Origin of the sequence: Pseudorhodobacter sp. E13 (genome assembly GCF_003991405.1) — a bacterium.
In the GTDB taxonomy this organism is placed as follows: Bacteria; Pseudomonadota; Alphaproteobacteria; order Rhodobacterales; family Rhodobacteraceae; genus Pseudorhodobacter.
In genome coordinates, this window is the sequence record NZ_RPEN01000158.1 from 150168 (window position 1) to 176201 (window position 26034).

Annotated in this window: 25 protein-coding genes; 7 read left to right on the plus strand and 18 right to left on the minus strand. The window is 62.6% G+C overall.

Annotated elements, in window-relative coordinates; translation table 11 throughout:
- Positions 1 to 34 precede the first annotated feature (34 nt).
- From EGN72_RS14495 to EGN72_RS14505, 3 genes are all read right to left on the minus strand, one after another.
- Positions 35 to 1399 carry a TolC family outer membrane protein gene (locus tag EGN72_RS14495; protein ID WP_127048792.1) on the minus strand — a complete coding sequence of 455 codons (1365 nt, stop codon included), beginning with the start codon at positions 1397 to 1399 and terminating at the stop codon, positions 35 to 37.
- A gap of 41 nt (positions 1400 to 1440) precedes the next feature.
- Positions 1441 to 2094, minus strand: a complete 654-nt coding sequence (locus EGN72_RS14500; protein WP_127048794.1) for a protein-L-isoaspartate O-methyltransferase — start codon at positions 2092 to 2094, stop codon at positions 1441 to 1443.
- Positions 2095 to 2190: 96 nt separating this feature from the next.
- Positions 2191 to 3174, minus strand: a complete 984-nt coding sequence (locus EGN72_RS14505) for a hypothetical protein (RefSeq protein WP_127048796.1) — start codon at positions 3172 to 3174, stop codon at positions 2191 to 2193.
- A gap of 125 nt (positions 3175 to 3299) precedes the next feature.
- Here EGN72_RS14505 and EGN72_RS14510 point away from each other — a divergent pair, with 125 nt between their 5' ends.
- Complete coding sequence (locus tag EGN72_RS14510; RefSeq protein WP_127048798.1) at positions 3300 to 4691, plus strand: FAD-binding oxidoreductase; 1392 nt, start codon at positions 3300 to 3302, stop codon at positions 4689 to 4691.
- Positions 4692 to 4790: 99 nt separating this feature from the next.
- On the opposite strand, the gene EGN72_RS14515 is transcribed toward EGN72_RS14510, so the two are convergent.
- From EGN72_RS14515 to EGN72_RS14540, 6 genes are all read right to left on the minus strand, one after another.
- Positions 4791 to 5405 carry a glutathione S-transferase family protein gene (locus EGN72_RS14515; protein ID WP_127048800.1) on the minus strand — a complete coding sequence of 205 codons (615 nt, stop codon included), beginning with the start codon at positions 5403 to 5405 and terminating at the stop codon, positions 4791 to 4793.
- Positions 5406 to 5459: 54 nt separating this feature from the next.
- The gene (locus tag EGN72_RS14520) at positions 5460 to 6866 is read right to left on the minus strand and encodes an amidohydrolase (RefSeq protein ID WP_127048802.1); all 1407 of its coding nucleotides are present in this window, start codon (positions 6864 to 6866) and stop codon (positions 5460 to 5462) included.
- 66 nt (positions 6867 to 6932) lie between these two features.
- Entirely contained in the window at positions 6933 to 7451 is a 519-nt protein-coding gene (idi, locus tag EGN72_RS14525) for an isopentenyl-diphosphate Delta-isomerase (RefSeq protein WP_233587153.1), read from the minus strand.
- The gene (gene hemF, locus EGN72_RS14530; RefSeq protein ID WP_127048804.1) at positions 7442 to 8332 is read right to left on the minus strand and encodes an oxygen-dependent coproporphyrinogen oxidase; all 891 of its coding nucleotides are present in this window, start codon (positions 8330 to 8332) and stop codon (positions 7442 to 7444) included. The genes idi and hemF overlap by 10 nt, the downstream gene beginning before the upstream one ends.
- A 74-nt stretch (positions 8333 to 8406) precedes the next feature.
- Positions 8407 to 10443, minus strand: coding sequence for an NADH:flavin oxidoreductase (locus EGN72_RS14535; RefSeq protein WP_127048806.1), 2037 nt, complete (start codon positions 10441 to 10443; stop codon positions 8407 to 8409).
- Between the two features lie 149 nt (positions 10444 to 10592).
- Complete coding sequence (locus tag EGN72_RS14540; protein WP_127048808.1) at positions 10593 to 11966, minus strand: phosphomannomutase; 1374 nt, start codon at positions 11964 to 11966, stop codon at positions 10593 to 10595.
- 261 nt (positions 11967 to 12227) lie between these two features.
- On the opposite strand from EGN72_RS14540, the gene surE reads away from it, so the two are divergent.
- From surE to EGN72_RS14555, 3 genes are all read left to right on the plus strand, one after another.
- A complete protein-coding gene (gene surE / locus EGN72_RS14545) occupies positions 12228 to 13016 on the plus strand; it encodes a 5'/3'-nucleotidase SurE (RefSeq protein WP_127048810.1) in 789 nt (262 codons plus the stop codon).
- The gene (locus tag EGN72_RS14550) at positions 13013 to 13681 is read left to right on the plus strand and encodes a protein-L-isoaspartate(D-aspartate) O-methyltransferase (RefSeq protein ID WP_127048812.1); all 669 of its coding nucleotides are present in this window, start codon (positions 13013 to 13015) and stop codon (positions 13679 to 13681) included. Before surE ends, EGN72_RS14550 begins: the two co-directional genes overlap by 4 nt.
- A gap of 63 nt (positions 13682 to 13744) precedes the next feature.
- Complete coding sequence (locus EGN72_RS14555) at positions 13745 to 14929, plus strand: peptidoglycan DD-metalloendopeptidase family protein (RefSeq protein WP_370323306.1); 1185 nt, start codon at positions 13745 to 13747, stop codon at positions 14927 to 14929.
- A gap of 19 nt (positions 14930 to 14948) precedes the next feature.
- Here EGN72_RS14555 and EGN72_RS14560 read toward each other — a convergent pair whose 3' ends face one another.
- The 5 genes from EGN72_RS14560 to tatA form a co-directional block, all read right to left on the minus strand.
- The gene (locus EGN72_RS14560) at positions 14949 to 16478 is read right to left on the minus strand and encodes a trimethylamine methyltransferase family protein (RefSeq protein ID WP_127048816.1); all 1530 of its coding nucleotides are present in this window, start codon (positions 16476 to 16478) and stop codon (positions 14949 to 14951) included.
- A 126-nt stretch (positions 16479 to 16604) separates the two neighbouring features.
- Positions 16605 to 17444, minus strand: a complete 840-nt coding sequence (locus tag EGN72_RS14565) for an ATP-binding protein (protein WP_127048818.1) — start codon at positions 17442 to 17444, stop codon at positions 16605 to 16607.
- Entirely contained in the window at positions 17444 to 18301 is an 858-nt protein-coding gene (gene tatC / locus EGN72_RS14570; RefSeq protein WP_127048820.1) for a twin-arginine translocase subunit TatC, read from the minus strand. The genes EGN72_RS14565 and tatC overlap by 1 nt, the downstream gene beginning before the upstream one ends.
- Complete coding sequence (tatB, locus tag EGN72_RS14575; RefSeq protein WP_127048822.1) at positions 18298 to 18891, minus strand: Sec-independent protein translocase protein TatB; 594 nt, start codon at positions 18889 to 18891, stop codon at positions 18298 to 18300. Before tatB ends, tatC begins: the two co-directional genes overlap by 4 nt.
- A 28-nt stretch (positions 18892 to 18919) precedes the next feature.
- On the minus strand, positions 18920 to 19132 hold the full coding sequence (tatA, locus tag EGN72_RS14580; protein WP_127048824.1) for a twin-arginine translocase TatA/TatE family subunit: 213 nt from the start codon (positions 19130 to 19132) through the stop codon (positions 18920 to 18922).
- A gap of 156 nt (positions 19133 to 19288) precedes the next feature.
- Between tatA and EGN72_RS14585 the strand changes: the two genes are divergently transcribed.
- Positions 19289 to 19654, plus strand: a complete 366-nt coding sequence (locus EGN72_RS14585) for a YafY family protein (protein WP_127048826.1) — start codon at positions 19289 to 19291, stop codon at positions 19652 to 19654.
- Between the two features lie 22 nt (positions 19655 to 19676).
- Here the strand turns inward: EGN72_RS14585 and EGN72_RS14590 are convergent, their stop codons facing one another.
- From EGN72_RS14590 to EGN72_RS14605, 4 genes are all read right to left on the minus strand, one after another.
- Positions 19677 to 20756 carry an ABC transporter ATP-binding protein gene (locus EGN72_RS14590; RefSeq protein ID WP_127048828.1) on the minus strand — a complete coding sequence of 360 codons (1080 nt, stop codon included), beginning with the start codon at positions 20754 to 20756 and terminating at the stop codon, positions 19677 to 19679.
- An 81-nt stretch (positions 20757 to 20837) separates the two neighbouring features.
- Complete coding sequence (locus tag EGN72_RS14595) at positions 20838 to 21425, minus strand: histidine phosphatase family protein (protein WP_127048830.1); 588 nt, start codon at positions 21423 to 21425, stop codon at positions 20838 to 20840.
- The gene (locus tag EGN72_RS14600; RefSeq protein WP_127048832.1) at positions 21422 to 22300 is read right to left on the minus strand and encodes a hypothetical protein; all 879 of its coding nucleotides are present in this window, start codon (positions 22298 to 22300) and stop codon (positions 21422 to 21424) included. Before EGN72_RS14600 ends, EGN72_RS14595 begins: the two co-directional genes overlap by 4 nt.
- Positions 22287 to 23066 carry an SDR family oxidoreductase gene (locus EGN72_RS14605; protein WP_127048834.1) on the minus strand — a complete coding sequence of 260 codons (780 nt, stop codon included), beginning with the start codon at positions 23064 to 23066 and terminating at the stop codon, positions 22287 to 22289. Before EGN72_RS14605 ends, EGN72_RS14600 begins: the two co-directional genes overlap by 14 nt.
- A gap of 252 nt (positions 23067 to 23318) precedes the next feature.
- Between EGN72_RS14605 and EGN72_RS14610 the strand changes: the two genes are divergently transcribed.
- Complete coding sequence (locus EGN72_RS14610; RefSeq protein ID WP_233587154.1) at positions 23319 to 24341, plus strand: Hint domain-containing protein; 1023 nt, start codon at positions 23319 to 23321, stop codon at positions 24339 to 24341.
- Between the two features lie 54 nt (positions 24342 to 24395).
- Positions 24396 to 25994: a peptide chain release factor 3 gene (locus EGN72_RS14615; RefSeq protein ID WP_127048836.1), complete on the plus strand. Its 1599-nt coding sequence runs from the start codon at positions 24396 to 24398 to the stop codon at positions 25992 to 25994.
- Positions 25995 to 26034 lie beyond the last annotated feature (40 nt).

Genomic DNA, 26034 nt, shown 5'->3' on the forward strand with positions numbered 1-26034 from the left:
ATTAAATCAACAATTGTCGCCATTTGGGTGACAATCAGTTGCCGATTGCTTTCAAAACCCGGTCCAAACGCTTCCCCTGCGACGAGGTCGCCGGCGCGTTTTTCACCGCGTTGTAATAGCCTTCGGGGTCATAGGTCGGGATTCCCAGTTTCAGGTGATCCACCGTCAACAGGCCCATTGCCGACAAAAGCGAATAAACCCCGATATACAGATTGGCCTCCGCGCTGAGCCGTGCGGTGCGGGCGTCCAGCAATTCCTGTTCCGCGTTCAGCACATCCAGCGTGGTGCGTGCGCCCAGCTTTGCCTCTTCGCGCACACCGTTATAAGCGGTCTGGGCCGAGCTAATCTGCCGGTCGCTGGCGGCGATGCCCGCGCGCGCCACCTCGATAGAGGACCAAGCCTGCCCGACGCCTTGTTCAATCACGCGGCCCACCTGATGCAGGCCCGAACGCGCAGAATCACGCCGCGCCAAGGCCTGCCGATACAGCGACGAGCTGCGCCCGCCATTATACAGCGTCTGGTTCAACGTAAGAGAGAGGCCGAAATTGTCGGTATTCGCCGAATTATCGGTCAGGGTCGCCCCGCCCGTCAGGCTTGGACCCATATTCGCCTTGGCCAGCGCGATGCCAAATTCGGCGGCGGCCACCTCATGCTGCGTCTGACGAATGCGGGGATGACCGCGCAGCGCGATGGTTTTCGCCTCGGCCAGCGATTTTGCGGTGCTGGGGGCCTTGGGCAGGCGGCTCAGGCTTTTGGGGTAATGCCCGATCGCCAGCTTGTAATTTTCACGCGCGATGGCCAGATCACCCTGCGCCGAGGCCAGAACCGCCTGCGCCGAAGCAAGCTGCGCATCGGCAATCGCCACATCGGTCCGGGTGATTTCGCCGACCTCAAACCGGTCATTGGCAGCGCGCAATTCCTGATTGATCAGCCGCACATTGCCTTCGCGCAGCGCCACGGTGTCTTGCGCCTGTTGCAGCGTGACATAGGCTGACACTGCATTCAGCAGAACCTCTTGCTCTACATTCAGCAAGGTCTGACGTGCGGCCAGAACGGTTTCCTTCTGGGCGGCGATCGTGGCCGCATTGCGCCCGAAATCCAGCAGCGTCATTTCCGCCACCAGCGACAATGTCGCAGAAAGCCCATCAGCCGAGTCGCTGTTCAGATAGTCGGTATAACTTGCCCCCGCCCGCAGGGTCAGCGTGGGGCGCAGGCTGGCCACCGCTTGCGCCACATCTTCATCGGCAGCCCGCAAAACGGCGCGGTTCTGATCCAGCAGATTTGACTGACGATAGGCCGCGATCAAGGCATCGGCCAGGCTTTCCGCCGAGGCAAGCTGCGGCACCCCCAGCACAGCCCCAAGAACCGCCACGCGCATCAACTTGCCAATAGATTTCATACCTGCCGTCCCATTCTGTCAAAGCTTTGGCGTTATACGCATCAAAGCGCGAAAGCCGTCGCTTTTTCAAAGCCCGTCAAAACCGGGGCAGAGGCGTTGAACGCATAGCGCCATGTGACGCCCTGTTCAGACTTATGCCCGATCCGCGCCACGCCAAGGCTGCCTTCCATGAAAATCGCGGCAATGCGGCCCGTGTCTTTCAACTGGGCCAGCAGCGCCTCGGGCACGGTTTCCACCGCGCCCTGCACCAAGATCACGTCATAGGGGCCGTGCTTTGCGGCACCTTCCGCCAAAGGCGCGGCAAGAACGGCGGCATTATCAACCCCATGCGCCGACAAACGGCCCTGCGCATCGGCGGCCATTGTGGCATCTTCTTCCACGGCCACAACCGCTTCGGCCAGACGCGCAACCACCGCTGTGGAATAGCCATAGCCACAGCCCAGATCGAGCACGGCCTCATGCGGTTGCACATCCACCGCATCCAGCAGCTTGGCAAAGCTGCGCGGTTCCAGCATCACGCGCCCCTGCCCCAAGGACAGGTTCTTGCCGACATAGGCCGCCTCAAGCTGATCCGCGCCGACATAGGCCTCTCGCGGGACCGAAAGCATCGCTTCGATGATCGGAAACTTGGTCACGTCAGACGGGCGCACCTGCGTATCGACCATCATGGTCCGACGAGCGGCAAAATCGGTCATGGCTGAACTCATTGGTTTAGTTGCTGTTGCCTTAGGTGATGCCACAGAACCGCGCCATGGGCAACAGACGCTGCACCGCCGCTGACCGCTTTTATGTCACAGCTCCTTGCCGGGGGCTGCGTTGCGGCCTGCCCCTGTCACCCAAGCCGATGCCTTGGCCGCCATGCCCCGGAATTTATCCGACAATTTGTCCAGTTTCGCCTCCCATTCCGGGTTCGGGCGCTGGCCTTCGGTGACTTTGAAGAACACCTGCAACAGACACGCAATCGCAAAGGGTTCGATCAGCGCGGCCTTCACCGCCCAGGCAAAGATGATCGCAAAGACCAGCCCCCCCGCCGACCATGCCCCCGGCATCAGATAGACAATCGCCGCCGCCGGGGCGAGCATCAGCAAAAACACCACAAAACTAAGGCCGTAAACGATCGCCGTCAGCCAAGCCGCATTGATCAGCATGGGCCGCGCGTTCTGCCCGTAAAGCACCAGCGCCTCGCGCGCGCTGGCCCAAGGGTTGGTGGCCCGCGTCTTGATTGCATGGGCCAGGATCACCTCATCCACCAGCCCCACGGCAACCCGCAGATAGGCACGCACCACGCCCATGATATTGCTCAACCCCGGAATCGGCAGGATTGACATCAGGCCCTGCACCAGCCCGGTTATGGCCCCCACCACGCCTTTGATCACCCGGTCCAGTGCGAACAGGGCCGATGCCTCGCCAAAGCGGGCCTTCACCACCTCCTTGGCATAGTCGATCTGGCCGCGCCCGTCCGGCACCTCGCCCCCCGTCATCAATTCGACCATGACGGCGATATGGCCCGCCTTGACGATATAAAGCAGGTAATCGCGGAAAAAGAAGATGACACCAGCGGTCAGGCCAAAGCCCCCAAGCGCGCCGTAACCCGTTGCGGTGGCGCGAAACTCCTCATCGCCGAAATTGCCAATGCCCCAGCCAAGCCCTGCGCCGGTGCCCGTGACAATCACCAAAGCGGCAGTGATGCCGAAATACACAATCACCCGAAACATCAAAAACGGTGCCGTGCGCCGCATCAGCCCCAGCGCCTGCGAAATGCTAAAGTCCCACATCTGTCTGTCCTTTAATGGTCGTCGTTAAATGCTGCTATCCTAGCGCCGGATTTTTCAATCTGGCAAGGGGCAACCTTGGCGCGGCAGGGCTTGCCCCGCCCCCGGCCCCGCGCCATGCTGCGCGGATGAAAACCACACCCACACCCTGGCCCGAACAGACCGGCGCCACCTCTTTCTGGTATCGCCAGATCGGCACGCCAAAACCGCGCGCCCCGCTGGCGGGCGACAGCGATGCCGATATCTGCATCATCGGTGCAGGCTTTACCGGGCTTTGGGCCGCGCATTACCTGCACCGCGCCGACCCGACCCTGAAGATCCTGATCCTAGAGGCGGAATTTGCAGGCTTTGGCGCATCGGGGCGCAATGGCGGCTGGCTGACTGGGGGCTTTGCCTGGAACCACGACCGCTATCTTGCGCAAAGCGATGCAGCCGCCGTCCGCGCCATGGTGCAGGCCATGCTGGGCACGGTCGAAGAGATCATCTCCACCGCCAAAGACGCCGGGATCGACGCCGATATCCGCCGCACCGATGAATTGCTGATCGCCACCAACCCCGCGCAACTGGCCCGCATGCAGGCAGAATACCAAAGCCGCAGACAGTGGGGCGAAAGCGGGCTTGCCCTGCTGACAGCGGCGCAAACCGCGCAACGGCTGCGCATCCCCAACAGCTTGGGCGCGCTCTGCATCCCCAATACCGCCCGCATCCAACCGGCCAAACTGGTGCAAGGGCTGGCCCGCATGGTCGAGGCGCAAGGCACCCGCATCGCCGAACACACCCGCGTCACCGCCATCCACCCCGGCCGGGTCCAGACCACGCGCGGCACCGTCACCGCCCGCACCATCCTGCGCGCGACCGAAGGCTTCACCGCCCGGATCCCCGGCCATGGGCGCGACTTGCTGCCCCTGAATTCCGCGCAAATCATCACCGCCCCGCTTCCTGCCGCGGTTTGGTCAAAGATCGGCTGGCAAGGCTATGAAATCGTGGGCGATTTCGCCAATGCCTATTGCTATTGCCAACGCACCGAGGATGGCCGCATCGCGGTCGGCGGTCGCGGCATCCCCTACCGGTTCAACAACCGGCTGGATGACAACGGCACCCCGGATGATGAAACCATCCGCCGCCTGATCGCCACCCTGCGCCGCCATTTCCCCGCCGCCGCCATGGCCCCGATTGATCATGCCTGGTGCGGCAGCCTCGGCGTGCCGCGTGACTGGTGCGCAAGGGTGGAATTCGACCCCGACACCCGGATCGGCTCGGCAGGCGGCTATGTCGGGGTGGGTGTGTCCACCGCCAATCTCGCGGGCCGCACCTTGGCAGACCTTGCCCTGAACCGCGACACCGCGCTGACCCGCCTGCCATGGGTCAACCGCCCCCCGCGCCTGTGGGAACCCGAACCCCTGCGCTGGCTCGCCCTGCGCGGCATGTATCGCCTGCTCAATGCCGCCGACCGGGCCGAGGAGAAAGGCGCAAACCCCTCTGCCCTCGCCCGTCTCGGCGCATGGATCAAGAACAGCTAGACCAAGGCTGATTTCATCTTGGCAAAAATACCTCCGCCGGAGGCACGCCCGCAGGGCGTTCGGTTTTTCACCGAAAAACCGCCCCCTTTCCGCCAGACGTCACAGCCAGCCCCGCGCCCGCACGGCCCGCACCGAGGCCCGGCCCTCCATCGCGGCCATGAAGGCGTAAAGCTTTGGAAAGCCTGTCACATCCACCTCATCCCCGGCAAGCCATGTGCAGGCGACAAACAGATAGGCATCGGCAAGCGACACCCGTTCGCCCAGCACAAAGGGGCCGCGCATCGCTTCCACCTCCAGATAGGCGCAGGCCGCGCGCATGGTTTGCGGCACCTTGGCGCGCATATCGGCAAAACTCGCCTCTTGATCCGCCCAGCGATGGCCGCGCATTTTATGGGCGTGGTTCACATGCAGGGTCGAGGCGATGAAATACATCACCTCGCGCATCTTTGCCGCTTCGAAGGCCGGTTTCGGGATCAGTTGCGCCTCGGGTGCCAGTGCCGCGATATACTCCAGAATCGCCCCGGTTTCAGTCAGAACCCCGTCAGGCGTGATCAGGCTTGGCACCCGCCCCTTGGGGTTGATCGCCAGATAGGCCGGCCGGGTTTGCGCGGCGGATGAAAAATCCACCAGTTCGGGGGCATAGTCCAACCCCGCCTCCTCCAGCGCGATGGCCACCGCGATGGAAATCGTGCCTCTTGCCAGATATAGCCGCATGCCCCACATCCTCTCGTTTCCTGCCCGTTTGGGCCAATTGACCAAACCCCCGCCTCAGCGCGGGATCGGTGGCATCACATCCGGCTCCAGCGGGCAGATATAGGGCTCGCGCGCCAGTGCGGCGGCATGTTCGGCCTTGGCCGCCGCCAGAACATCCGGCTTTGCAAACAGGTCACGCCCGGTTGCCGCCATGATCCGGGCCGCGTGCACCATGCCCTTATGCGCGGCGGGGGATTTGCCTTGCGCCGTCAATTGCCAAGAGTGAAACGGCGTGCCAAGCGCGCAAGTCGTCACATAGGCCTGCACCGTTGGCACCGCCCAACTTACATCCGCCACATCGGTAGAGCCGGAGCCCGCAGGCCGCATCTGTGCCAAAGGCACCACGAAATCGGCCAGCGCCAGCCCGCTATCCACCGCGCGCCCGGCCCGCCAGAAGGTATCGGCGATATGCGCCTCGGTCAGCGTGCGCTGAATCTCGGCGGCAAAGGCGCGATCTGCGGCATCAAACTCCGGCCCGCCAAAGGCAAGGATATGCGCTTCCATCAACGCTTCTAACACGGGCGAAGACAGCATGGAGGACACGGCAGACACCACGCGCGCCTCGACCCGCGTTTCGGTCATCAAGGCCGCACCGTCCCCGATCTTGCGCACCCGCGCCACCAGATCGCGCAAGCCCTTGTTATCGCGTGACCGGATCAATTGACGCACCGTGGCCTTTGATTGCACCACATTCGGTGCCTCGCCCCCGGCATCCAGATAGGCGTAATGCACGCGGGCGTCATCGGGCATATGTTCGCGCATGTAATTCACGCCGATATTCATCAATTCCACCGCATCCAGCGCCGACCGCCCCAGTTCCGGGTTGGCCGCCGCATGGGCCGCGCGGCCGTGAAAGGTGAAATCTATCCGCATATTGGCAAGCGCCACGGGCGGCATGATGCCGGTATAGTCATTCGGATGCCATGTGATCGCGGCATCGACATCCTCAAACAACCCGGCCCGCACCATGAAGGCCTTGGCGGCCCCGCCTTCCTCTGCCGGGCAGCCATAGTAACGCACGCGCCCCGGTGTGCCCGTTTGCGCCAGCCAGTCGCGCAAGGCCACCGCTGCCAGCATCGCGGCAGAGCCCAGAAGGTTATGCCCGCAGCCATGGCCCGCATATCCAAGCGGGCGCGGCTCGGCCACACCCGGCTCCTGCCCCAAGGCGGGCAGCGCATCATATTCGCCCAGAATCGCGATGACAGGGCCACCCTGCCCCCATTCGCCCATCACGGCGGTCGGGATATCCGCAAGGTTCTGCGTGATCCGCGCACCCATCGCCTGCAACTGCTCCAGATGTGCGGCGCAGGATTTCACTTCGGTATAGGCCACTTCCGGCGTGTCAAACACCCGATTGGCCAGCGCGATGAAGCGATCCTCATGCGCCTCGACCAATGGCCAGATTTCGTCGGAATTGCGCATGATACTGCCCCCTTATTGCCCCGCCAGACTGGCGCGAAGCGCGGGCGATATCCAGCGAAAACCGCGCTAGGCGGCGCCGAAAATCTGCGCGCGGTATTGGCTTAGGTAAATCCGCAGCCAGGGGGTAAAGCGGTCCGGCGCGGCGGCGATTTCGGCCAGCAGGTCAGCCAAGGCGACCCAGCGCGCGGCCTGCACCTCGGCGGGGTTCAGCGCCAGCGGCAAGGTGGTCTCGGCCTGAGCGGTAAACACCTGCACCACCTCATCTTCAATCAAACCGCCGCCCACATCGGCGCGGTAGCGCACCTCGCCCGCAGGGGTCAGCGCAAGGCCGGTTATCCCCAATTCCTGCGCAAGGCGGCGATGCGCGCAGGTCAGGTCATTCTCGTCCCAATGCGGATGGGTGCAGCAGGTATTGGCCCAAAGGTTCGGCGTGTGGTATTTTTCGGCAGCGCGCTGCTGGATCAACACCCTATCCCCGGCCAGCACAAAGACCGAGACAGCCTTGTGCTGCAAACCGCGCTGATGGGCGGCCAGCTTTTCAACGGGTTGCAGGCGGCCATCCACCCAAGCCGGAATCATATCCATTTGGCCATCGGTGGCAGGCTCATCAACACGGCATTGGCGTCATGCCCGGTGGCAAGGCCGAATTTGGTGCCGCGATCATAGACAAGGTTATATTCGGCATAAAGCCCGCGATGGACCAGTTGCGTTTCCTTATCCGCATCGGTCCAAGGCGTGTTGCGGCGCAGATCGACCAGCGGCACATAGGCAGGCAGAAAGGCGCGGCCAATATCTTGGGTCAGGGCGAAATCGGCAGCCCAATCGCCCGAGTTCCGGTCATCCATGAAAATCCCGCCGACACCGCGCGCGCGATTGCGATGCGGGATAAAGAAATACTCATCCGCCCAAGCCTTCAGCTCGGCATAAAGCGCGTCACCATGCGGGGCCAGATGGGCGCGCTGCACATCATGGAAATGCGCCGTATCGGCGGCATATTCGATGCAAGGGTTCAAATCGGACCCGCCGCCAAACCACCAGGCATGCGGGGTCCAGAACATGCGGGTATTCATATGAACCGCAGGCGCATGGGGGTTTTGCATATGGGCGACAAGGCTGATGCCAGAGGCCCAGAACCGCGGGTCGCTTTCCATGCCCGGCACCCCGCGCGCAGCCATCGCCTTTTGCGCAGAGGGCCCCAGATCGCCGTAAACGGTGGAGATATTGACGCCGACCTTTTCAAACACCCGCCCGCCGCGCATCACCGACATCAGGCCACCGCCCGCATCTGCGCCATCTTCGGCGGCGCGTTTGGTTTGCGTCACCTCAAAGCGGCCCGCAGGCAAATGCGCGGTGGGGCCTGTGGTCTGACGATCCTCCAGCGCCTCGAAACTTGCGACAATCTCGTCGCGCAGACTGCGAAACCATGCGGCGGCGGTGGCGCGTTCGTGTTCCAATGCCTCTGTCATATCGGCCTCCGGGGCTGCTTTTCTGGCGTTTCGGCCCCTTTAGCACCTAGGGCAAGCGCCGCCAAGGGCAGCGCTCAGATCGTGCGCATCAGTCGCAGCGCGTCGTAAATCGCGGCATGGGTGTTACGAGAGGCCACGGCATCCCCGATGCGATAAAGGTCAAACCTGCCGCCCGGATTGGCCTGCACCGCTTGCGGATTGCGCGCGATAAAGGCCTCGTAATCCACCGCGCCAAGGTTTTTTGACTGCGGCTTCAGCGCGAAATACAGATCATCCAGCGGCACGGTGCCATTGTTGACTACAAGCTGATCCACCCGGCGTTCGCGGGTCATATCGCCGTAATCGGAGCCAAGCGTTGCCACCAGCTCATTGCCATCGCGCCGCACCGACAGCACGCGCCAAGTGACCGTAAAGGTGGCATCGGCGCGTTGCAGAGTGCGCATATAGGGCACAAGGTTCATCGCCATCACCTCGGGGGCAAAGCTGCGGTCGCGGGTCATGATTTCAACCTTGCCGCCTGCCGCGACCACCATATCGGCGGCTTGCAGGCCCGCCGGGTCGCCCGCCTCATCATAGATCAGCACGTTGGAACCGGGGCGCGCATCGCCCGACAGGATATCCCAGGCAGAGGTGACAAGCTCATTCCCGCTGTCCAGAATGGCGGTTTCGGGCAGGCCGCCTGTGGCGATGACAACCACATCCGCCGCTTCATCCATCACTGTAACTTCATCCGCGAAGCTGTTGTAATGAATGGAAACCCCCAGCTTTTCACATTGTGCCAAGCGCCAGTCGATGATGCCGATCATCTCGCGGCGGCGTGGGGTCTGGGCCGTCAGCCTTATCTGGCCTCCGGCATGGGGGGCGGCCTCATGCACCACCACTTGGTGTCCGCGCAGGGCCGCCACGCGCGCGGCCTCCAGCCCGGCAGGGCCTGCGCCGATGATCAACACCTTTTTGGCCGCATCCGCCTTTTCAATCGCATGCGGCTGTTCCACTTCGCGCCCCGTGGAGGGGTTGTGGATGCAATAGGCGTGGCCGCCTTGATAAATCCGGTCAAGGCAGTAATTCGCGCCGACGCAGGGGCGAATATCATCCTCGCGCCCTTCGATGATCTTGCGCACCAGATGCGGGTCGGTCATATGCGCCCGCGTCATGCCGACCATATCCAGCTTGCCGCTGGCCACTGCATGGCGGGCGGTGGCGACATCGGGGATGCGGCTGGCGTGGAAGGTGGGCATCCCCACCTCGGCGCGGATACGGCCCGCGAAATCCAGATGCGGGGCGGATTTCATGCCTTGAATCGGGATCACATCTGTCATCGCGGGGTCGGTATGGATCTGGCCGCGAATGACATTCAGGAAATCGACATTGCCACTATCGCGGAACAGTTTGCCGATGGCGATGCCTTCTTCGGCATCAATGCCGCCTTTGGTTGCCTCATCCGCCGTATAGCGCATGCCGATCAGGAATTTTTCGCCCACCCGGTCGCGAATGGCCGCCGCCACCTCCAGCGCAAAGCGCGCGCGGTTTTCAAGGCTGCCACCATAGGGGCCGTCCAGCGCGTTGGTGAAGGGCGACATGAACTGATCCATCAGATGCCCGTAACATTCCAGCTCTACCCCATCCAGACCTGCGGCGTGCATCCGTTCGGCCCCATCGGCGTAGTCTTTGATAATGCGGGCAATATCCCAATCCTCGACCTTTTTGGGATAAGCGCGGTGCGCCGGTTCGCGGACATGGCTGGTGGAGACAGAGGGCAACCAATCACCCTTGTCCCAGCGCGTGCGGCGGCCCAGATGCGTCAGTTGGATCATCACGGCGGCACCGTGATCATGGCATTCATCGGCCAGTTGCTTCATCCAGCCCACAACCTCATCCTTCCAGACAAGGATATTGTTGAACACCGGCGGGCTGTCGCGCGAGACAGAGCCGGACCCCGCCGTCATCGTCAGTGCAACCCCCGCCTTGGCGCGTTCGACGTGATAGGCGCGGTAGCGTTCCTTTGGCATGCCATCATCGGGATAGGCCGGTTCATGGCTGGTAATCATGATCCTGTTGCGCAGGGTCAGATGCTTTAGCTGATAGGGCTGCAACAGCGGGTCTTTTGACATGACGGCCTCCGAGACGTTTTGCCAAGCCTAGCGCCGCCCCGGCAAAAATCGTTTCGCAAAAGCGACATCTGGATGTCTGGCTTTGCCCTCCACGTCGCGGGGGCTTCGGCTTTTCCCCGACAGCACGGAATTGCGCTGCGGAAAGGGCGTCAGCCCCCCGGCGCGATCAATTCGCGCACCTGTGCCACGGCTTGCGCCAGCAGCGCCGCATCGCCCCGCGATTCCACGTTCAGGCGCAACAAGGGTTCGGTGTTAGAGGCGCGCAGATTGAACCGCCAGCCCCCCATATCCAGCGACAGCCCGTCCGTTTCATCCACCGCCATCGCAGCAGGCTCCATCGCGGCCCGCACCCGCGCCACGGTGGCCGCCACATCCGCGACCCGAAAGTTGATCTCGCCCGAGGATGGAAAGGCCGCCATGCGCTCCGACACCAGATCGGCCAGCGTCACCCCGCGCCGCGACATCAGTTCCACGATCAAAAGCCAAGGGATCATACCACTGTCACAACAGGCGAAATCGCGGAAATAGTGATGGGCCGACATTTCGCCGCCATAGACTGCGCCGGTATCCCGCAGCGCCTGTTTCAGATAGGCATGGCCCGTGCGTGCCATCACCGGGGTGCCACCCAACCGGGTCACGATTTCCTGCGTGTTCCACAGGATGCGCGGGTCATGGACGATTTTCGCGCCCTTCTCCTTGGCCAGAAACACCTCGGCCAGAAGGCCCACGATATATTCGCCGGGGATGAAGCGGCCCAAATGGTCAAACAGAAAGCAGCGGTCAAAATCGCCATCCCATGCGATGCCCATATCCGCCCCTGCCGCCAGAACCGCCTGCGCGGTCAGCGGTTGGTTTTCGGGCAACAGCGGGTTGGGGATGCCATTGGGAAAGCTGCCATCGGGTTCATGGTTCAGGCAGATGAAGGACAGCGGCGCGCGTTTGCGCGACAATGCCGCGGCCAGCGCGTCAAAGGTGGGGCCTGCCGCGCCATTGCCCGCATTCACCAGAATTTTCATCGGTTTCAGCACCGGTATGTCAATGAACCCCAGCACAGAGCGCACATAGGCCCCGCGCGCGGCCTTGGCGGGGCGCACATCGCCACCCGGTTTGGGGGCGGCAAAGGCCCCGGATTCCGCCAGCGCCTTGATCTGCGCCATCGCACCTGCCGGGTCCAAAGGCGCGGCCCCTTTGCCCACCATTTTCAACCCGTTATAATCCATCGGGTTATGCGAGGCGGTGACTTCAATCCCGCCATCGGCCTCAAAATAGGCGGTGGCGTGATACATTTCCTCGGTGCCGCACAGGCCAAGATCCAGCACCTCTACCCCGGCCTCCAGCAAGCCTGCCTTGACCGCCGCGAACAGGCTTTCGGACGAGGCGCGCGGATCATGGCCCACCGCCACCCGTTCGGCCCCCAGCACTTCGGCAAAGGCGCGGGCAATGCGCTGCGCAATCGCCGGGTTCAGTTCGGTGCCCAAACGGCCCCGAACATCATAGGCTTTGAAACAGCTTAGCGCGGCCATGATATCCTCTGTCCTCAGTCACCAATCTTCAGCATCGCGGCGAAAAACCGCGCCCCGTGCATTTCACAGACCATAGGTCGGCCAAGACGCCAAGACCAAAGATGCGTTAACTTTGCGGAAACTTGGCCGCCCGTTTCGCTGCCCGCACCCAGCGCGGGAAATCCGGGCAATCGTTGCCTTTGCGGCATCAATCGGGGCATCGGCGCTTTACCCAGCCGCGGGGGTCGTCTAATCAGATTGGGGAAGCATAAAGGGCCAGACATGCGCATTCTGATCACCAATGATGACGGCATCAACGCTCCGGGGTTAGAGGTGCTGCTGGAAATCGCCACCGAGATTGCCGGGCCGGGGGGCGAAGTCTGGACGGTGGCACCGGCGTTTGAACAATCGGGTGTGGGGCATTGCATCAGCTATACCCATCCGATGATGATCGCTGAACTGGGCCCGCGCCGCTTTGCCGCCGAGGGCAGCCCCGCCGATTGCGTGCTGGCAGGGCTTTACGATGTGATGACCGATGGCCGCCCCGATCTGGTGTTGTCCGGGGTGAACCGGGGCAACAACGCGGGGCAGAATGTGCTGTATTCCGGCACCATCGGCGGCGCGATGGAGGCAGCCTTGCAAGGCGTGCCCGCCATCGCGATGTCGCAGTTTCTGGGAGAGCGGACGAATGTGCTGGCCGACCCGTTTGAAGGCGCGCGCCGGCATGGTGCGGCGGTGGTGCGGGCGCTGCTGGACAAGGGTCTTTGGGACCATAACGATGATTATCAACTGTTCTACAACATCAACTTCCCGCCCTGCTCTGCCGCCGATGTAAAGGGCAGCAAGGTTGTGGCCCAAGGCTGGCGGCCCGGCACCTATTTCGGGGTGGAACCCCATCACGCCCCCAATGGCCGCCGGTTCCTGTGGATCAAGGGCGGCGCGCAACAGGTCCGGTCTGCCCCCGGCACCGATGTTGCCGCCAATATGGATGATTTCATCGCCATCACCCCCATGCGCGCCGATCTGACCGCGCATGACCGCTTGGCCGATCTGGAGGCACGCTTGGCATGACCATAGGCGCCGATGGCTCTGAGGATGACGATCTGGCCGAGCGCAAGATGCGGTTTCTCTTTGCGCTGCGGTCCAAAGGCGTGACCGACAGCCGCGTGCTGACGGCAATGGAACGGGTGGACCGGGGGCTGTTCATCAAGGGCCTGTTTGCCGACCGCACCTATGAAGATATGCCACTGCCTATCGCCTGCGGCCAGACCATCAGCCAGCCATCGGTTGTGGGGCTGATGACGCAGGCCTTGAACGTGCAGCCACGCGATACCGTGCTGGAGGTGGGCACCGGCTCTGGCTATCAGGCGGCAATTCTGGCGCAACTGGCCCGCCGGGTGTATACCGTCGATCGCCATCGCCGCCTTGTGCGCGAAGCGATGGAAGTGTTTCGCACGCTCAACCTTGCCAATATCACCGCCTTCGCCGCCGATGGCAGCTTTGGCCTGCCCGACCAAGGCCCGTTTGACCGTATCCTTGTGACCGCCGCCGCCGAAGACCCGCCCGGCCCCCTCTTGGCGCAGTTGAAGATCGGGGGTATCATGGTGGTGCCGGTAGGCCAATCGGATGCCGTGCAAAGCCTGATCAAGGTGACACGCCTTGAAAAGGGCTATGATTACGAGGAGCTTCGCCCCGTGCGCTTCGTGCCGCTGATCGAAGGTCTGGGTGCCGAGTGACGATGTAAAACCAACGCGCACCGGGGTTAACCCGGGCGAACCCTGAGTAGAGGCCGAGCCATGATGACCCGTTATTCCCGGATTTTGACCGTTTCCGTAGCCCTTGGGGCCCTGAGTGCCTGCGCACCGGGCGGCGGGGGCCTTGACTGGGACCTGCGCGGCATTGCGGGCGGGCAGCTCAGCACCTCGGATGCCGCACGTCAGGCCACCCAACAGCGGCCCCGCCCCGATGCGCGCGGCGTGATTGCCTATCCCGGCTATCAGGTCGCCTTGGCGCGGCGCGGCGATACGGTGCAATCGGTCGCGGACCGTCTGGGAATGACCGCGGATGAACTGGGGCGCTATAACGCCTTGAAACCGAATGACCTCTTGCGCGAAGGCGAAGTGATCGCCCTGCCCCGCCGCGTCGAATCCGCCCCGATCATCGGCACTGCCCCGCAAAGCGGCGCGATCAGCGGCGGCACCATTGCCCCGGCCCCGGTCGAGGTGACGGCGATTGCCACCACCGCGCTGGACAGGGTTGGCACCACCAAGCCCACAGCCCCCGCCACCACGGCCGAACAACCGGGCCGCCACCGGGTGCAGCGCGGCGAAACCGTCTATTCGATTGCCCGCACCTATGGCGTCAGCGTGAAGGCGCTGGCCGAATGGAACACGCTGGGCGCAGACCTTAGCCTGCGCGAAAGTCAATATCTGCTGATCCCCACGCTCAGCGCCTCGGCCAATGCGCGCGCTGTGGGCAATGAGCCGGTGACAGCGCCGGGCAACGGCTCCCCCACGCCGGTGCCGCCTTCGGCAGCCAAACCCTTGCCAGATGAAAAGACCGCCCCCGCCGCCAGCAAGCCGCAGAACACGCCTGCCTCCCCCGATCTGGGGGCCACGCGCACGGCGGCCTCTTCCAGCGGCTATATCATGCCGGTCGATGGCCGGATCATCCGCGCCTTTGCCAAGGGCAAGAACGAAGGCATCGACATCGGCGCCAGCGCGGGCAGCCCGGTGAAAGCCACCGCCGATGGCGAAGTTGCGGTGATCAGCATGGGCACCGATCAGGTTCCGGTGCTGCTGCTGCGCCATGCCAATAACGTGCTGTCAATCTATGCCGGGATTGATGGCATAAAGGTGAAAAAGGGTGATAAGATCAAACGCGGCCAAACGGTCGCTGTTGTGCGCAAGGCCGACCCGGCCTTCCTGCATTTCGAGATCCGCAAAGGATCTGAGGCGGTAGACCCGATGACCATGCTGCGCTGAGGCAGGTCAGAGGCGCGATTTAACCGCCCACCGGGGCAGCGCCGCCTGCTTTGGTTTGTGCCTCGATGTAAGGGGCCAGCCGGTCGGCAATTTCGGCGGCAGCGGCTGGGCGCTTGAAATTGTCCAGCACCGCTTGCCACAAGGGCGTGGCGCGTTCTGTCGCGGTCAGGCTGCCCGCCTCTGCCCAGGTGCCGTGGTTGGACAGGTCCGCGACCAAGGGCGGGTAAAAGGCGGTTCGGTAGCGTTGCATCGTATGCTCGGTTGCAAAGAAATGCCCACCCGGCGCCACATCGCAGAGCGCAGACCAGCCAAGGCTGTCTTCATCTTCCGGCGTCGGCGCGCACAGCTCTGCCAGTGTTTGCAAAGCTTCGATATCATTGATGAATTTCTCATAGCCGAAGGTCAAGCCGCCCTCCAGCCAGCCCGCAGAATGGATGGTCAGCGTTGCATTGGCCTGAAGCGCTGCCCAAAGCGCCATATGGGTTTCCCCCGCCGCTTGCATATCTGCGACGTTCGAAGCTGCCCCCGCCGCAGATCGCCAAGGCAACCCGATGTAACGCGCCAATTGGCCCGAACCGATGGACAGCTTGATATGGGCGGGCGTGCCAAAGGCTGGCGCGCCGGATTTCATATCGACATTGGACGCAAAGCCACCATAGGCCACAGGCGCGCCCATTTTTGCCAGTTGCGAAAGGGTGATCGCGCCCAAAGCCTCGGCATGTTGCAGGGTCAGCGCCCCCGCAATGGTGATCGGTGCCATCGCCCCCGCCAGACAAAACGGCGTGATGATCGCAAGCTGGCCCATGCGCGCGAAATCAATCAACCCCTCGGCCATCGGCACATCAATTTGCCGCGGGGAATTGGTATTGATGACGGTATTGGCCCAAACGCCGCGCGAAAACTCCTCGTCTGACAGGTTCAGCCCGATGCGCATCATCTCAAGGCTTTGCATCGTCTGGCCCCGCCCCCGCGCAAAGATGAACATCGGCTTGTCGCCAAGGACCAATTGCGCACGGGTCATCGCGATATGGCGCAGGTTCGCAGCAATGTCTTGCGGTTCGGCAGAGGGGCCGAAAATATGGATCACATCGAAATGCTGTTGCAACTTGAGGGTTTCGTGAAAGGCCTCAAGACTGCCCGCGCGGCGGCCCCGCAAACGATCCTGCACATTCGGACATCCGGCGCCGGGTGAAAACAACAGGGCACCGGGTTCAAAGCGCTGCTCTCGGTCCGGGTTGGCGGCCCGCATCAGGATCGAACGCGGCGCAGCGGCCAGGCTTTCGGCGACCAGTTCCGGGCCGATCCGGACCATTTGACTGGCCTCATCCACCAGCGCCCCTGCGGCTTTGAATATGGCGCGGGCCTCTGGGTGCAGGATTTTCAGACCGAGTTCAGTCAGGACACGCAGCGCCATGGCGTGAATATTCGCGATGGCATCGTCGGAAAACACGGATTGTGGCGCGAAGGGGTGGCGCAACTGCCGATAGGAATGGCTGCGCGGGGTTCCGATATCTGCGGAGCGCTGCCGCCCGCCGCGTCGATCTGCCATCACCTGCCCCTTTCCCTTTGGCACAGGATGGGCGATGGAACGGCCAAGGCTTGGCAGTTTACGACAAAGACGTGTCGTTCCTGCGGGGCGGCGAAGGTGGGCAGCCCAGCAGACCGGGGGCAGCGCCTAAACCCTTACCCCATGCCGGGCGGCCAGATCGGTGAAGAACTGCCAAGCCACACGACCAGAACGAGAGCCGCGCGTGGCCTGCCATTCAATCGCCTCGGCCCGCAGGGTTTCTGCCGGAACCACCAGCCCATGCGCGGCGCAATAGCCATCAATCATCGCCAGATATTCATCCTGACTGCACGGGTGAAAGCCAAGCCACAGGCCGAAGCGATCCGACAACGAGACTTTCTCCTCCACCGCTTCGGACGGGCTGATCGCGGTGGAGCGTTCGTTCTCAATCATGTCGCGCGGCATCAGGTGGCGGCGGTTCGAGGTGGCGTAAAAGATCACATTCTCGGGGCGGCCTTCGATGCCACCATCCAGCACCGCCTTGAGCGATTTGTAATGCTGGTCGTCATGGCTGAAGCTGAGGTCATCGCAAAACAGGATGAAGCGCCGGTCCGGGGCGGCGCGCAGATGGCGCAGCAGGGCTGTCACCGAGGGCAGATCCTCGCGGCTGAGTTCGACAAGGATCAGCGGATGGGTTTTGACAATATCGGCATGTATCGCCTTGACGAGGCTGGATTTTCCCATGCCCCGCGCGCCCCATAACAGCGCATTGTTGGCGGGCAGGCCGGCCGCGAAATGGCGGGTGTTTTCGTGCAGGATATCCCGCGCGCGGTTGATCCCCACCAGCAGCGACATATCCACCCGCGACACCTGCGCCACCGGGTCCAGCCGTTCCGGCCCGGTGTGCCAGATAAAGGCGCTTGCGGCGTCGAAATCCGGGGCCGGTTGCGGGCGCGGGCTGATACGTTCCAGCGCCTCGGCAATGCGGATGAGGGCCGCGGCCTCCATCACTTCACCTCTTCGCCGCTATCGTCTTCCTCATACGCGTCTTCCTCAACCCACAGGCCTTGGGCGCGCAACTCGGCTTCGCGTTTCTTTTCAACGCGTTTCACCAGCAGGATCGAGATTTCATACAGCCCGTAAACCACCGCAAACAGGATGATCTGGGTGATGACATCGGGCGGCGTGACAACGGCGGCCAGCACCAGAATGGCCACCACCGCATATTTGCGCACCGAGGCCAGACCGCGCGCTGACACCAGCCCCGCCTTGCCCATCAGGGTCAGCAAAACAGGCAGCTGAAAGCAGATGCCAAAGGCCAGAATGAACTTGGTGGTCAGGGCCAGATATTCCTCCATCGAGCCTTGGAACAACACGCCTGCGGTGCCATTGGCCACGTCCCCTGTGGTCGGGGTCATTTGCTGAAAGCCAAGGAAGAAATCAAAGGCCAGTGGCAGAATGGCGAAATAGGCAAAGGCCGCGCCCAGCGTGAACATGGCAGGCGACGCGATCAGGAAGGGCAGAAACGCGCCCTTTTCGTTCTTGTAAAGCCCCGGTGCCACAAAGCGCCACATCTGAAACGCGATCACCGGAAAGGCCAGAATGAAGCCCCCGAACAATGAGATGCGGATGGCGACGAAGAAGCCTTCTTGCAGCTTGATCAGCACCAGCCCGCAATCCTGGTTGCGATCGGCAAGGGCGGCGCAAATCGGCTGCGTCAGGAAGTTGAAGATCGGGTTCCAGACGGTAAAGCACAGCACCATGCCCACAAGGAAGGCCGCGACCGAATAGATCAACCGGTTGCGCAGCTCTGCCAGATGTTCGATCAGCGGGGCGGAGCTATCGTCGATGTCATCGGCGCTCATGCGTCACTCTTTTTTGCGCGCGGTTTTTTGGCCGCGGTTGTCTTGGGGGCAGGTTTTGCGGCGGCTTTGGCGGCGGGTTTTGCCGCTGTTTTTGCCGCCGTTTTTGTAGCAGGTGCTTTCGGCTTGGCCGCAGGTTGTGCCGCAGGCGTGGGCGTGGGCGCAGGTTTGGCTGCCTCTATCCGCTCGGCCCGTTTCGCCGCCTGTGCGTCAGCAAGGGCTTGGGTGGCGGGGCCTTTGGCGGCCTCGGCTTTGGGCGCTTCGGGCTTGGGGGCAGCCGGATCGGGCTTTGCCTTCGCGACATTGCTCGATTTCATCGGGTCCCATTTTTCGAACTTGGTCGCGGCATCCTTCACCGCATCCAACCCCATGGATTTGGCCGATGTTGCCTTGCGCAGGTCTGCGGCCACATCCTTGACCCCTGCCTCATCCGCCGCCGATTCCATCGCGCGGGAAAATTCGCGCGCCATGCCTTTGGCCTTGGCGGTAAACCGGCCAAGGGTGCGGAACATTTCGGGCAGGTCTTTCGGGCCGATCACGATCAACGCGACGATGCCGATGACCATAAGCTCGGTCCAGCCGATATCAAACATGGGTGCGTTCCCCGCCTGTGATCTGCAATCAGACCTTGTCTTTGGACTTCGGTGTCACATCCACCGCGCCTTCGGCGGTCTTGTTTTCCAGCTCTTCGCTTTCTTCTTTCACGCCCTTCTTGAACGCGTTGATGCCTTTGCCCACTTCGCCCATCAAGGACGAAACCTTGCCACGGCCAAACAGCACGAGCACGACAACGGCGATCAAAAGAAGGCCGGGAATACCGATATTGTTAAGCATTTGCCTATTCTCCCCTAGCGGGCGAAGCCTGTGCCGCCCGGAACATTACATCTTCCATTTATGGGGAACGCGGGCGGGATCAAAGGGGGATTCGGCTTTACCCCGCGCGCTGCTGACAGTATTTTGTCAGTTGCCCCTTTGCAGACAGGTAACCGCATGAGCCGCGACCAACGCATTTTCGATCTGATCCAGCGGATGCGCGATGGTCGGTTGCACACCGCGCAGGAACTGGCGGCGGAACTGGGCGTCTCTACCCGGACGATCTGGCGCGATATGGCGATGATGGCGGCCACCGGCATCCCGGTAGAGGGAGAGCGCGGGCTTGGCTATATCCTGCGCGCGCCGCTCATGCTGCCGCCGGTGATGCTGACGCAGGATGAGTTGGAGGCGCTGATGGCCGGCCTTGGCCATGTGGCGGCAGGCGATGGGGCGCGGGCCCGTGCGGCGCGGGCACTGCGGTTCAAGGTGGCCACATTGCTGCCGCAAGCGGGCTTGGTGCCCGACCCGCAAGATCTGGCTTAAGCCCCTTTTTCAGGCCCCGTTCTCAGGCCGGAAACACAAAGCAGCGATCCCGCCGGATCATCAGCCACAAGGGCGTGCCAAGTTTGGGCAGGAACACCCCCGGCACCGCGGCGGTGAGTTTGGAGCCGTCGAACTCCATCGTGAAATCGACAAGGCTTTCATGGCCCAGAAACCGCGCGCGCGACACCACGCCCCGCGCAGGCGTGCCATCTTGCGGCGTGGGGTTGGGGCCACGGCCCGCACGGTCAAAGTCGATTTTCAGGTGCTGCGGGCGGATGACAATTTCCACCTTGCCACCATCGGCATGGCCCGGCGTCAGAAAGGCCCCGAAAGGCGTCTGCGTCAGCGCCCCTTTAGAAACACCGTGGATCACGTTGATATCACTAAAGAAAGCCGCCGCTGCCCGATCCATCGGCGCGTTATAGATATTATAGGGAGAGCCGCGCTGCACGATTTTGCCGTTGCGCATCAGCGCAATCTCATCGGCCATGCGCAGCGCCTCATCCGGTTCATGCGTGACCAGCAAAACGGCGGCGCCTTCGTCTTTCAGCACCTCCAGCGTGGTGTCGCGGATGCCGTCGCGCAGACGGTTATCAAGGCCCGAGAACGGCTCATCCATCAGCATGATCCGGGGGCGCGGCGCAAGGGCGCGGGCCAAGGCCACGCGCTGCTGTTCGCCGCCCGACAGCTCATGCGGGTGTTTATGCGCAAAGCCTGACAGGTTGACGCGCTCCAGCAACTCCCCCACCCGCGCGTCCTTGCTGCGGGCATCGCCATGCAGGCCAAACGCTACGTTCTTGGCCACGCTCAGATGCGGAAACAGCGCGAAATCCTGAAACATCATGCCAACCCCGCGCGCCTCGGGCGGCAGGTGGATGCGGTCATCGCAGACGGTCTGGCCTTCGATGCGGATGCTGCCGCTGTCGGGGGTCTCTACCCCCGCGATCATCCGCAAGGTGGTGGATTTTCCGCAACCCGATGGCCCCAGCAAGCAAGTCACCTGCCCCGCCGCCACGGTCAGCGACAGATCGGACACAACAGCCCGGCTGCCGAACTGGCGCGAAAGCTGTGTGACTTCCAGTCTGGGCGGTGCTTTGGTCATGGGGTGGCGCGGCCTTACCTTATCAATTCAATCGGGAATGGGTTAGCAGGGCAAGGCCGATGGGGCAAGAGCCAGCGCCCGTCACGTTGCCGCAGCCGTTTCCAGCGCGCGCCACGCATGGTCGGGGGCAAAGCCCGCAGGGCCGATGCGACCGGCCCAAAAACTGCCGCCCCGTTTTTGATCCTGCGCGCGGCTGATCGGCGTGCGGGTCAGCGCGCACCACAGAAAACTGCCCACCGCGCCATGACCGACAAACAGTATATTGTCTGAAACTTCGGCCAGAACCTCTTGATAGGCTTTGACAATCCGCGCGGTGGCGGCCTCTGCGCTTTCCCAGCCTTGCGGGCCGGTTGCGGGATAGGCGAACAGCGCATCGGCAAGCGCCTCATGCTGGTCCTGCGGCAAATAGCCGGTCGCGCTGCGATCCACCTCGCCCATATCAGGGTGAATGTGCAAGGGCAGCGCAAAACCATTGGCAAGCGCCTCGGCCGTCTGCTGGGCCTTCACCTCGGGCGAGGTGACGATGCGCCAGCCACGCCCCGGCCAGCCACGCTTGATCGCAGCGCGCAGGCGGCGACATCCCTGATCCGAGATTTCCCAATCCGGAACAGGTGTTTGCGGGTCGATCTTCACCTCTGGGTGCGACAAATACAGGATGCGCTGGGTCATAGGATTGGGCTGCTGTAAAAGGAAATGATGGCCTGCCGCGTCTTGCCCAGCACAAAATCCGACCAGATCAAGGTTCGGCCTTTTGCATCCGTCACCCGCCCCCCTTCCGGCAGCGCCAAAAGCCGCTCCGGCTTCAAATCCAGCCCGCACAGGGTCACCGCGATCAGCCGCCCGCGCCGCGCCCGCACCATGGGCAGCAGCGCCCAGACATAGCTGAGCACGGTAAGCCGCGACATGAATTCGGCTGGTAGTTTGACCGCAAGACTGTTGGGAATGGCCGAGACGACAGCTTGGCTGGCCCAGCTTATGAACCGCTCGTCCGCGATCATGGGGCGGAACCAGAAAGAGGGTTCTTTTGCCCATAAATCAACAAATTGCGCGGCGATGTTATGATGATAACGGGGGTGAAACACCACGAGCGACGAATTGCCCCGCGCATATTTCCGGCCTTTGGTCATCCGCCAGAAAAACCGACCGATGGGGCCCAAGGGCAGAATGGCGCTTTGCAACAGCATCAAGCCATCGGGACGCGGCAGCCTGTCCAGCAGGATGGTCAGATCGCCGGTCACGATCGTATCAAGGTCGATGTAAAGCGCGGGCAGATCATCTTGCAACACACCCGCCTCGAACATCGACAGCTTGGTTTGGCAGCCCGAACGGCGAAACACCTCTTGCAACCAGAACGCCGGGATCGCGCGCAAGTCCGCGCGCGGGTCAAGCCCCGGGCGCGCCCGATCTGACAGCAGCACGAAGCGCGGTTGGCGCTTCGTATGGGTGGCAATGGCGCAGATCAAGCGGTTCACGACGGCGACATCGTATTTGTCGCCCCACAGAACCATCACGCATTGCCACTCTGGTGCGTCAGATCGTGGCATTGATGGCCCCACCATCCAGCAGCAGGTTCTGCCCGACGATGAAGCCCGCCTTGTTGGAACACAGGAAGGCGCAGGCGGCGCCAAATTCTTCGGCGGTGCCATAGCGGCGCGCGGGGATGGTGGCCTGGCGCTGCTTGGTCGCGGTGGCGCGGTCGATCCCTTGCGCCTTGGCCACGCCATCATCCAGACTGTTGGCACGGTCGGTCGCGTGAATACCGGGCAGAAGGTTGTTGATCGTCACCCCATGTTCGGCCACCTGCCGCGCGGTGCCTGCGACAAAGCCGGTCAACCCGGTGCGGGCGGCGTTGGACAGGCCAAGCTGCGGGATCGGGGCCTTGACCGAGCCGGAGGTGATATTGACCACCCGGCCCCATTTGCGCGCGATCATCCCCGGCAGAATGGCCTGCATCAGCGCGATGGGCGTCAGCATGTTGCCATCCAGCGCCTTGATGAAATCATCCCGACTCCAGTCCGACCACAGGCCGGGGGGCGGGCCGCCGGCATTCGTGACCAGAATATCCACGTCCTGCGCCGCCGCCAGAACCTGCGCGCGCCCGGCCTCGGTGGTGACATCGGCCGCCACAGTCACCACATCCACGCCATAGCTGGCGCGCAGATGGGCGGCGGTTGCTTCCAGCGCCTCGGCCCCGCGGGCATTGATCACAAGGTTCACCCCCGCTTCGGCCAACGCCTCGGCGCAGCCACGACCAAGCCCCTTGGATGCCGCACATACCAGTGCCTTTTTGCCTTTGATGCCCAAATCCATCTGTCATCCTCCGATTTCATGCTTTGTCAAACAGCTAGCAGCCAGCGCGGCCAAGGAAAAGAGCAGCCTGCGATTCGTTCCGCTTTGCGTTTCTGCTTGAATTGGAAACGATCCGCACAACCCTGACAGCTTGTTTCCGCTAAAAAGCTGAAAAACCTAAGGAACTGGCGCGCCGGATAAGGGTTTGCTAAGCTTTCAGGATAAAGAGTTGCCGCAGATCGTGCCCGGCCGAACCAAAGACTGGATTTACCTGTGACCGAAGGCCCCCTTCCCCCCAATCGCCCCGGACAATTGTGTCAGGTTTTCGCTGCCGAGGCGGTGTTTGTCACCGTCGGCGTGAACCATGGCGAAGGCATGGCCGGGCTGGAAGATGTGTGCCTTGGCGATATCTATGAGCTGGACGCAGGGGCAGCACCGCTGAAACTGATGCTGGAACGCGATGGCGACCGACAGGTGATCGCACCGGGGTCAGAGGCCGGGGCGCCGGGTGCGGCGGTGCGGCTGGCAGCGCGCTACACGATGATGGCCCCGGACGGCGACCGCGTCGAGTTGCTGGCGCTGGAGGTGGCAGGGGCACCTGCGCTGTTCATTCTGCCGCTGTCACCCATCGGGGCGCAGATAGAATACACGTTGCTGAAAATGGAAGAGCCGCAACCCGAAGAACGGCTGATGGATCTGCTGTGCATTTCCTTTGCGCGCGGCACGATGATCACGCTGGGCAATGGCAAGCAATGCCCGATTGAGGCGCTGACCCCCGGTGACAAGGTGCTGACCCGCGATCATGGCCCGCAAGCGCTGGCCTGGGTCGGGCAGGTGACATTGCGCGCGGTGGGGGCCTATGCCCCGGTGATCATTCCTGCGGGCGTGATGGGCAATGCAGGCGATCTGGTGGTCAGCCAGCATCACCGCATGTTCCTGTATCAACGCCGCAAGGCCGGGGGGGTGCCACAATCGGAACTGCTGGTGCAGGCCAAACATCTGGTCGATGGCGAACGGATTTTCCTGCGCGAAGGAGGCTTTGTCGATTACTTCAGCCTCGTCTTTGCCGATCACGAAATCATCTATGCCGAAGGTATCCCCGCCGAAAGCCTGATGGTCAGTGAGGCCACGCTGGCACGCCTGCCGCCAGAGCTTGCGGATGAGGTGAAGCAGCGCTTTCCGGGGCTAAGCCAGAACCAACATTTCGGGGTCGAGGCCACGGCGCAGGTGCTGGAGGCCATCGGGCTGGAGCGTGCCAAGCGCAGCCCGCGCGGCAGTCGCGAAGGCCCGGCCTGACACGCACGCGCGCCACCAGTTGCGAAGCGTCGAAATTGGCGCTATGTGCCCTGCATGTTGGACAATCGCCCCCCCCTTCCGCCCGAAATCGCCCGCCGCCGGACCTTTGCGATCATCGCTCACCCGGATGCCGGCAAAACCACGCTGACCGAAAAGTTCCTGCTGTTTGGTGGGGCTATTCAAATGGCAGGCCAGGTGCGCGCCAAGGGTGAGGCGCGGCGCACGCGGTCGGATTTCATCAAGATGGAACAGGACCGGGGCATCTCGGTTTCCGCCTCTGCGATGTCCTTTGATTTTCGCGAATATCGCTTCAATCTGGTCGACACGCCCGGCCACTCGGATTTTTCCGAGGATACCTATCGCACGCTGACCGCCGTGGATGCCGCCGTGATGGTGATTGACGGCGCGAAAGGCGTGGAAAGCCAGACCCGCAAGCTGTTCGAAGTGTGCCGTTTGCGCGACCTGCCGATCCTGACCTTCTGTAACAAGATGGACCGCGAGGCGCGCGACACGTTCGAGATCATTGACGAAATTCAGGAAAATCTGGCGATTGATGTCAGTCCCGCAAGCTGGCCTATCGGGTCGGGGCGTGATTTTCTGGGCTGCTATGACATTCTGAACGACCGGCTGGAACTGATGGACCGTGCCGACCGCAACCGCGTCGCCGAAACCATTGAGATGAAGGGCCTGGACGACCCGAAGCTGGCCAAGCACATCCCCGCTGACATGCTGGCAAAGCTGCGCGAAGAACTGGAAATGGCGCGCGAACTTCTGCCCGCGCTGAACCGCGAGGCGCTGCTCAATGGCTCCATGACGCCGATCTGGTTCGGCTCTGCCATCAACTCTTTTGGCGTGAAGGAATTGATGGACGGTATCGGCAAATTCGGCCCCGAACCGCAGCCGCAGCCCACCGCCAGCCGCAAAGTCGCGCCCGAGGAAACCGCTGTCACCGGCGTTGTGTTCAAGGTGCAGGCCAATATGGACCCGAAACACCGCGACCGCGTAGCCTTTGTGCGCCTTGCCTCGGGGCATTTTGAACGCGGCATGAAGCTGAACCATGTGCGCAGCAAGAAGGTGATGGCGATTTCCAGCCCGGTGCTGTTTCTGGCCGCCGACCGCGAATTGGCCGAAGAGGCATGGGCCGGCGATATCATCGGCATCCCGAACCACGGGCAATTGCGTATCGGCGATGCGCTGACCGAAGGCGAGGAATTGCGCTTTACCGGCATCCCCTCCTTTGCGCCGGAACTGTTGCAAGGCGTGCGCGCGGGCGACCCGATGAAGGCCAAGCATCTTGAAAAGGCGCTGCTGCAATTTGCCGAAGAAGGCGCCGCCAAAGTGTTCAAGCCGATGATCGGCTCGGGCTATATCGTCGGTGTTGTGGGGGCCTTGCAATTTGACGTGCTGGCCAGCCGGATCGAACAGGAATATTCCCTGCCCGTGCGGTTTGAGCCGTCGCAATTCACCTCGGCGCGTTGGGTGCGGGGGCCAAAGGCCGAGATGGACAAGTTCATCAGCATCAACAAGGGCCATATCGCAAGCGACAGCGATGGCGACACCGTGTTCCTGACCCGCCTGCAATGGGATATCGACCGGATCACCCGCGACTACCCGGAGTTGAAGCTGACCGCGACCAAAGAGATGATGGTTTAAGCCGGACCGGGCAATCCTTGTCAGAATAACCGCGACAGGT

Coding starts and splice junctions, on each gene's coding strand:
- EGN72_RS14495 (WP_127048792.1), bottom strand. CDS start 1,399: ATGAAATCTATTGGCAAGTTGATGCGCGTGGCGGTTCTTGGGGCTGTG.
- EGN72_RS14500 (WP_127048794.1), bottom strand. CDS start 2,094: ATGACCGATTTTGCCGCTCGTCGGACCATGATGGTCGATACGCAGGTG.
- EGN72_RS14505 (WP_127048796.1), bottom strand. CDS start 3,174: ATGTGGGACTTTAGCATTTCGCAGGCGCTGGGGCTGATGCGGCGCACG.
- EGN72_RS14510 (WP_127048798.1), top strand. CDS start 3,300: ATGAAAACCACACCCACACCCTGGCCCGAACAGACCGGCGCCACCTCT.
- EGN72_RS14515 (WP_127048800.1), bottom strand. CDS start 5,405: ATGCGGCTATATCTGGCAAGAGGCACGATTTCCATCGCGGTGGCCATC.
- EGN72_RS14520 (WP_127048802.1), bottom strand. CDS start 6,866: ATGCGCAATTCCGACGAAATCTGGCCATTGGTCGAGGCGCATGAGGAT.
- idi (WP_233587153.1), bottom strand. CDS start 7,451: ATGGATATGATTCCGGCTTGGGTGGATGGCCGCCTGCAACCCGTTGAA.
- hemF (WP_127048804.1), bottom strand. CDS start 8,332: ATGACAGAGGCATTGGAACACGAACGCGCCACCGCCGCCGCATGGTTT.
- EGN72_RS14535 (WP_127048806.1), bottom strand. CDS start 10,443: ATGTCAAAAGACCCGCTGTTGCAGCCCTATCAGCTAAAGCATCTGACC.
- EGN72_RS14540 (WP_127048808.1), bottom strand. CDS start 11,966: ATGGCCGCGCTAAGCTGTTTCAAAGCCTATGATGTTCGGGGCCGTTTG.
- surE (WP_127048810.1), top strand. CDS start 12,228: ATGCGCATTCTGATCACCAATGATGACGGCATCAACGCTCCGGGGTTA.
- EGN72_RS14550 (WP_127048812.1), top strand. CDS start 13,013: ATGACCATAGGCGCCGATGGCTCTGAGGATGACGATCTGGCCGAGCGC.
- EGN72_RS14555 (WP_370323306.1), top strand. CDS start 13,745: ATGACCCGTTATTCCCGGATTTTGACCGTTTCCGTAGCCCTTGGGGCC.
- EGN72_RS14560 (WP_127048816.1), bottom strand. CDS start 16,478: ATGGCAGATCGACGCGGCGGGCGGCAGCGCTCCGCAGATATCGGAACC.
- EGN72_RS14565 (WP_127048818.1), bottom strand. CDS start 17,444: ATGGAGGCCGCGGCCCTCATCCGCATTGCCGAGGCGCTGGAACGTATC.
- tatC (WP_127048820.1), bottom strand. CDS start 18,301: ATGAGCGCCGATGACATCGACGATAGCTCCGCCCCGCTGATCGAACAT.
- tatB (WP_127048822.1), bottom strand. CDS start 18,891: ATGTTTGATATCGGCTGGACCGAGCTTATGGTCATCGGCATCGTCGCG.
- tatA (WP_127048824.1), bottom strand. CDS start 19,132: ATGCTTAACAATATCGGTATTCCCGGCCTTCTTTTGATCGCCGTTGTC.
- EGN72_RS14585 (WP_127048826.1), top strand. CDS start 19,289: ATGAGCCGCGACCAACGCATTTTCGATCTGATCCAGCGGATGCGCGAT.
- EGN72_RS14590 (WP_127048828.1), bottom strand. CDS start 20,756: ATGACCAAAGCACCGCCCAGACTGGAAGTCACACAGCTTTCGCGCCAG.
- EGN72_RS14595 (WP_127048830.1), bottom strand. CDS start 21,425: ATGACCCAGCGCATCCTGTATTTGTCGCACCCAGAGGTGAAGATCGAC.
- EGN72_RS14600 (WP_127048832.1), bottom strand. CDS start 22,300: ATGCCACGATCTGACGCACCAGAGTGGCAATGCGTGATGGTTCTGTGG.
- EGN72_RS14605 (WP_127048834.1), bottom strand. CDS start 23,066: ATGGATTTGGGCATCAAAGGCAAAAAGGCACTGGTATGTGCGGCATCC.
- EGN72_RS14615 (WP_127048836.1), top strand. CDS start 24,396: ATGTTGGACAATCGCCCCCCCCTTCCGCCCGAAATCGCCCGCCGCCGG.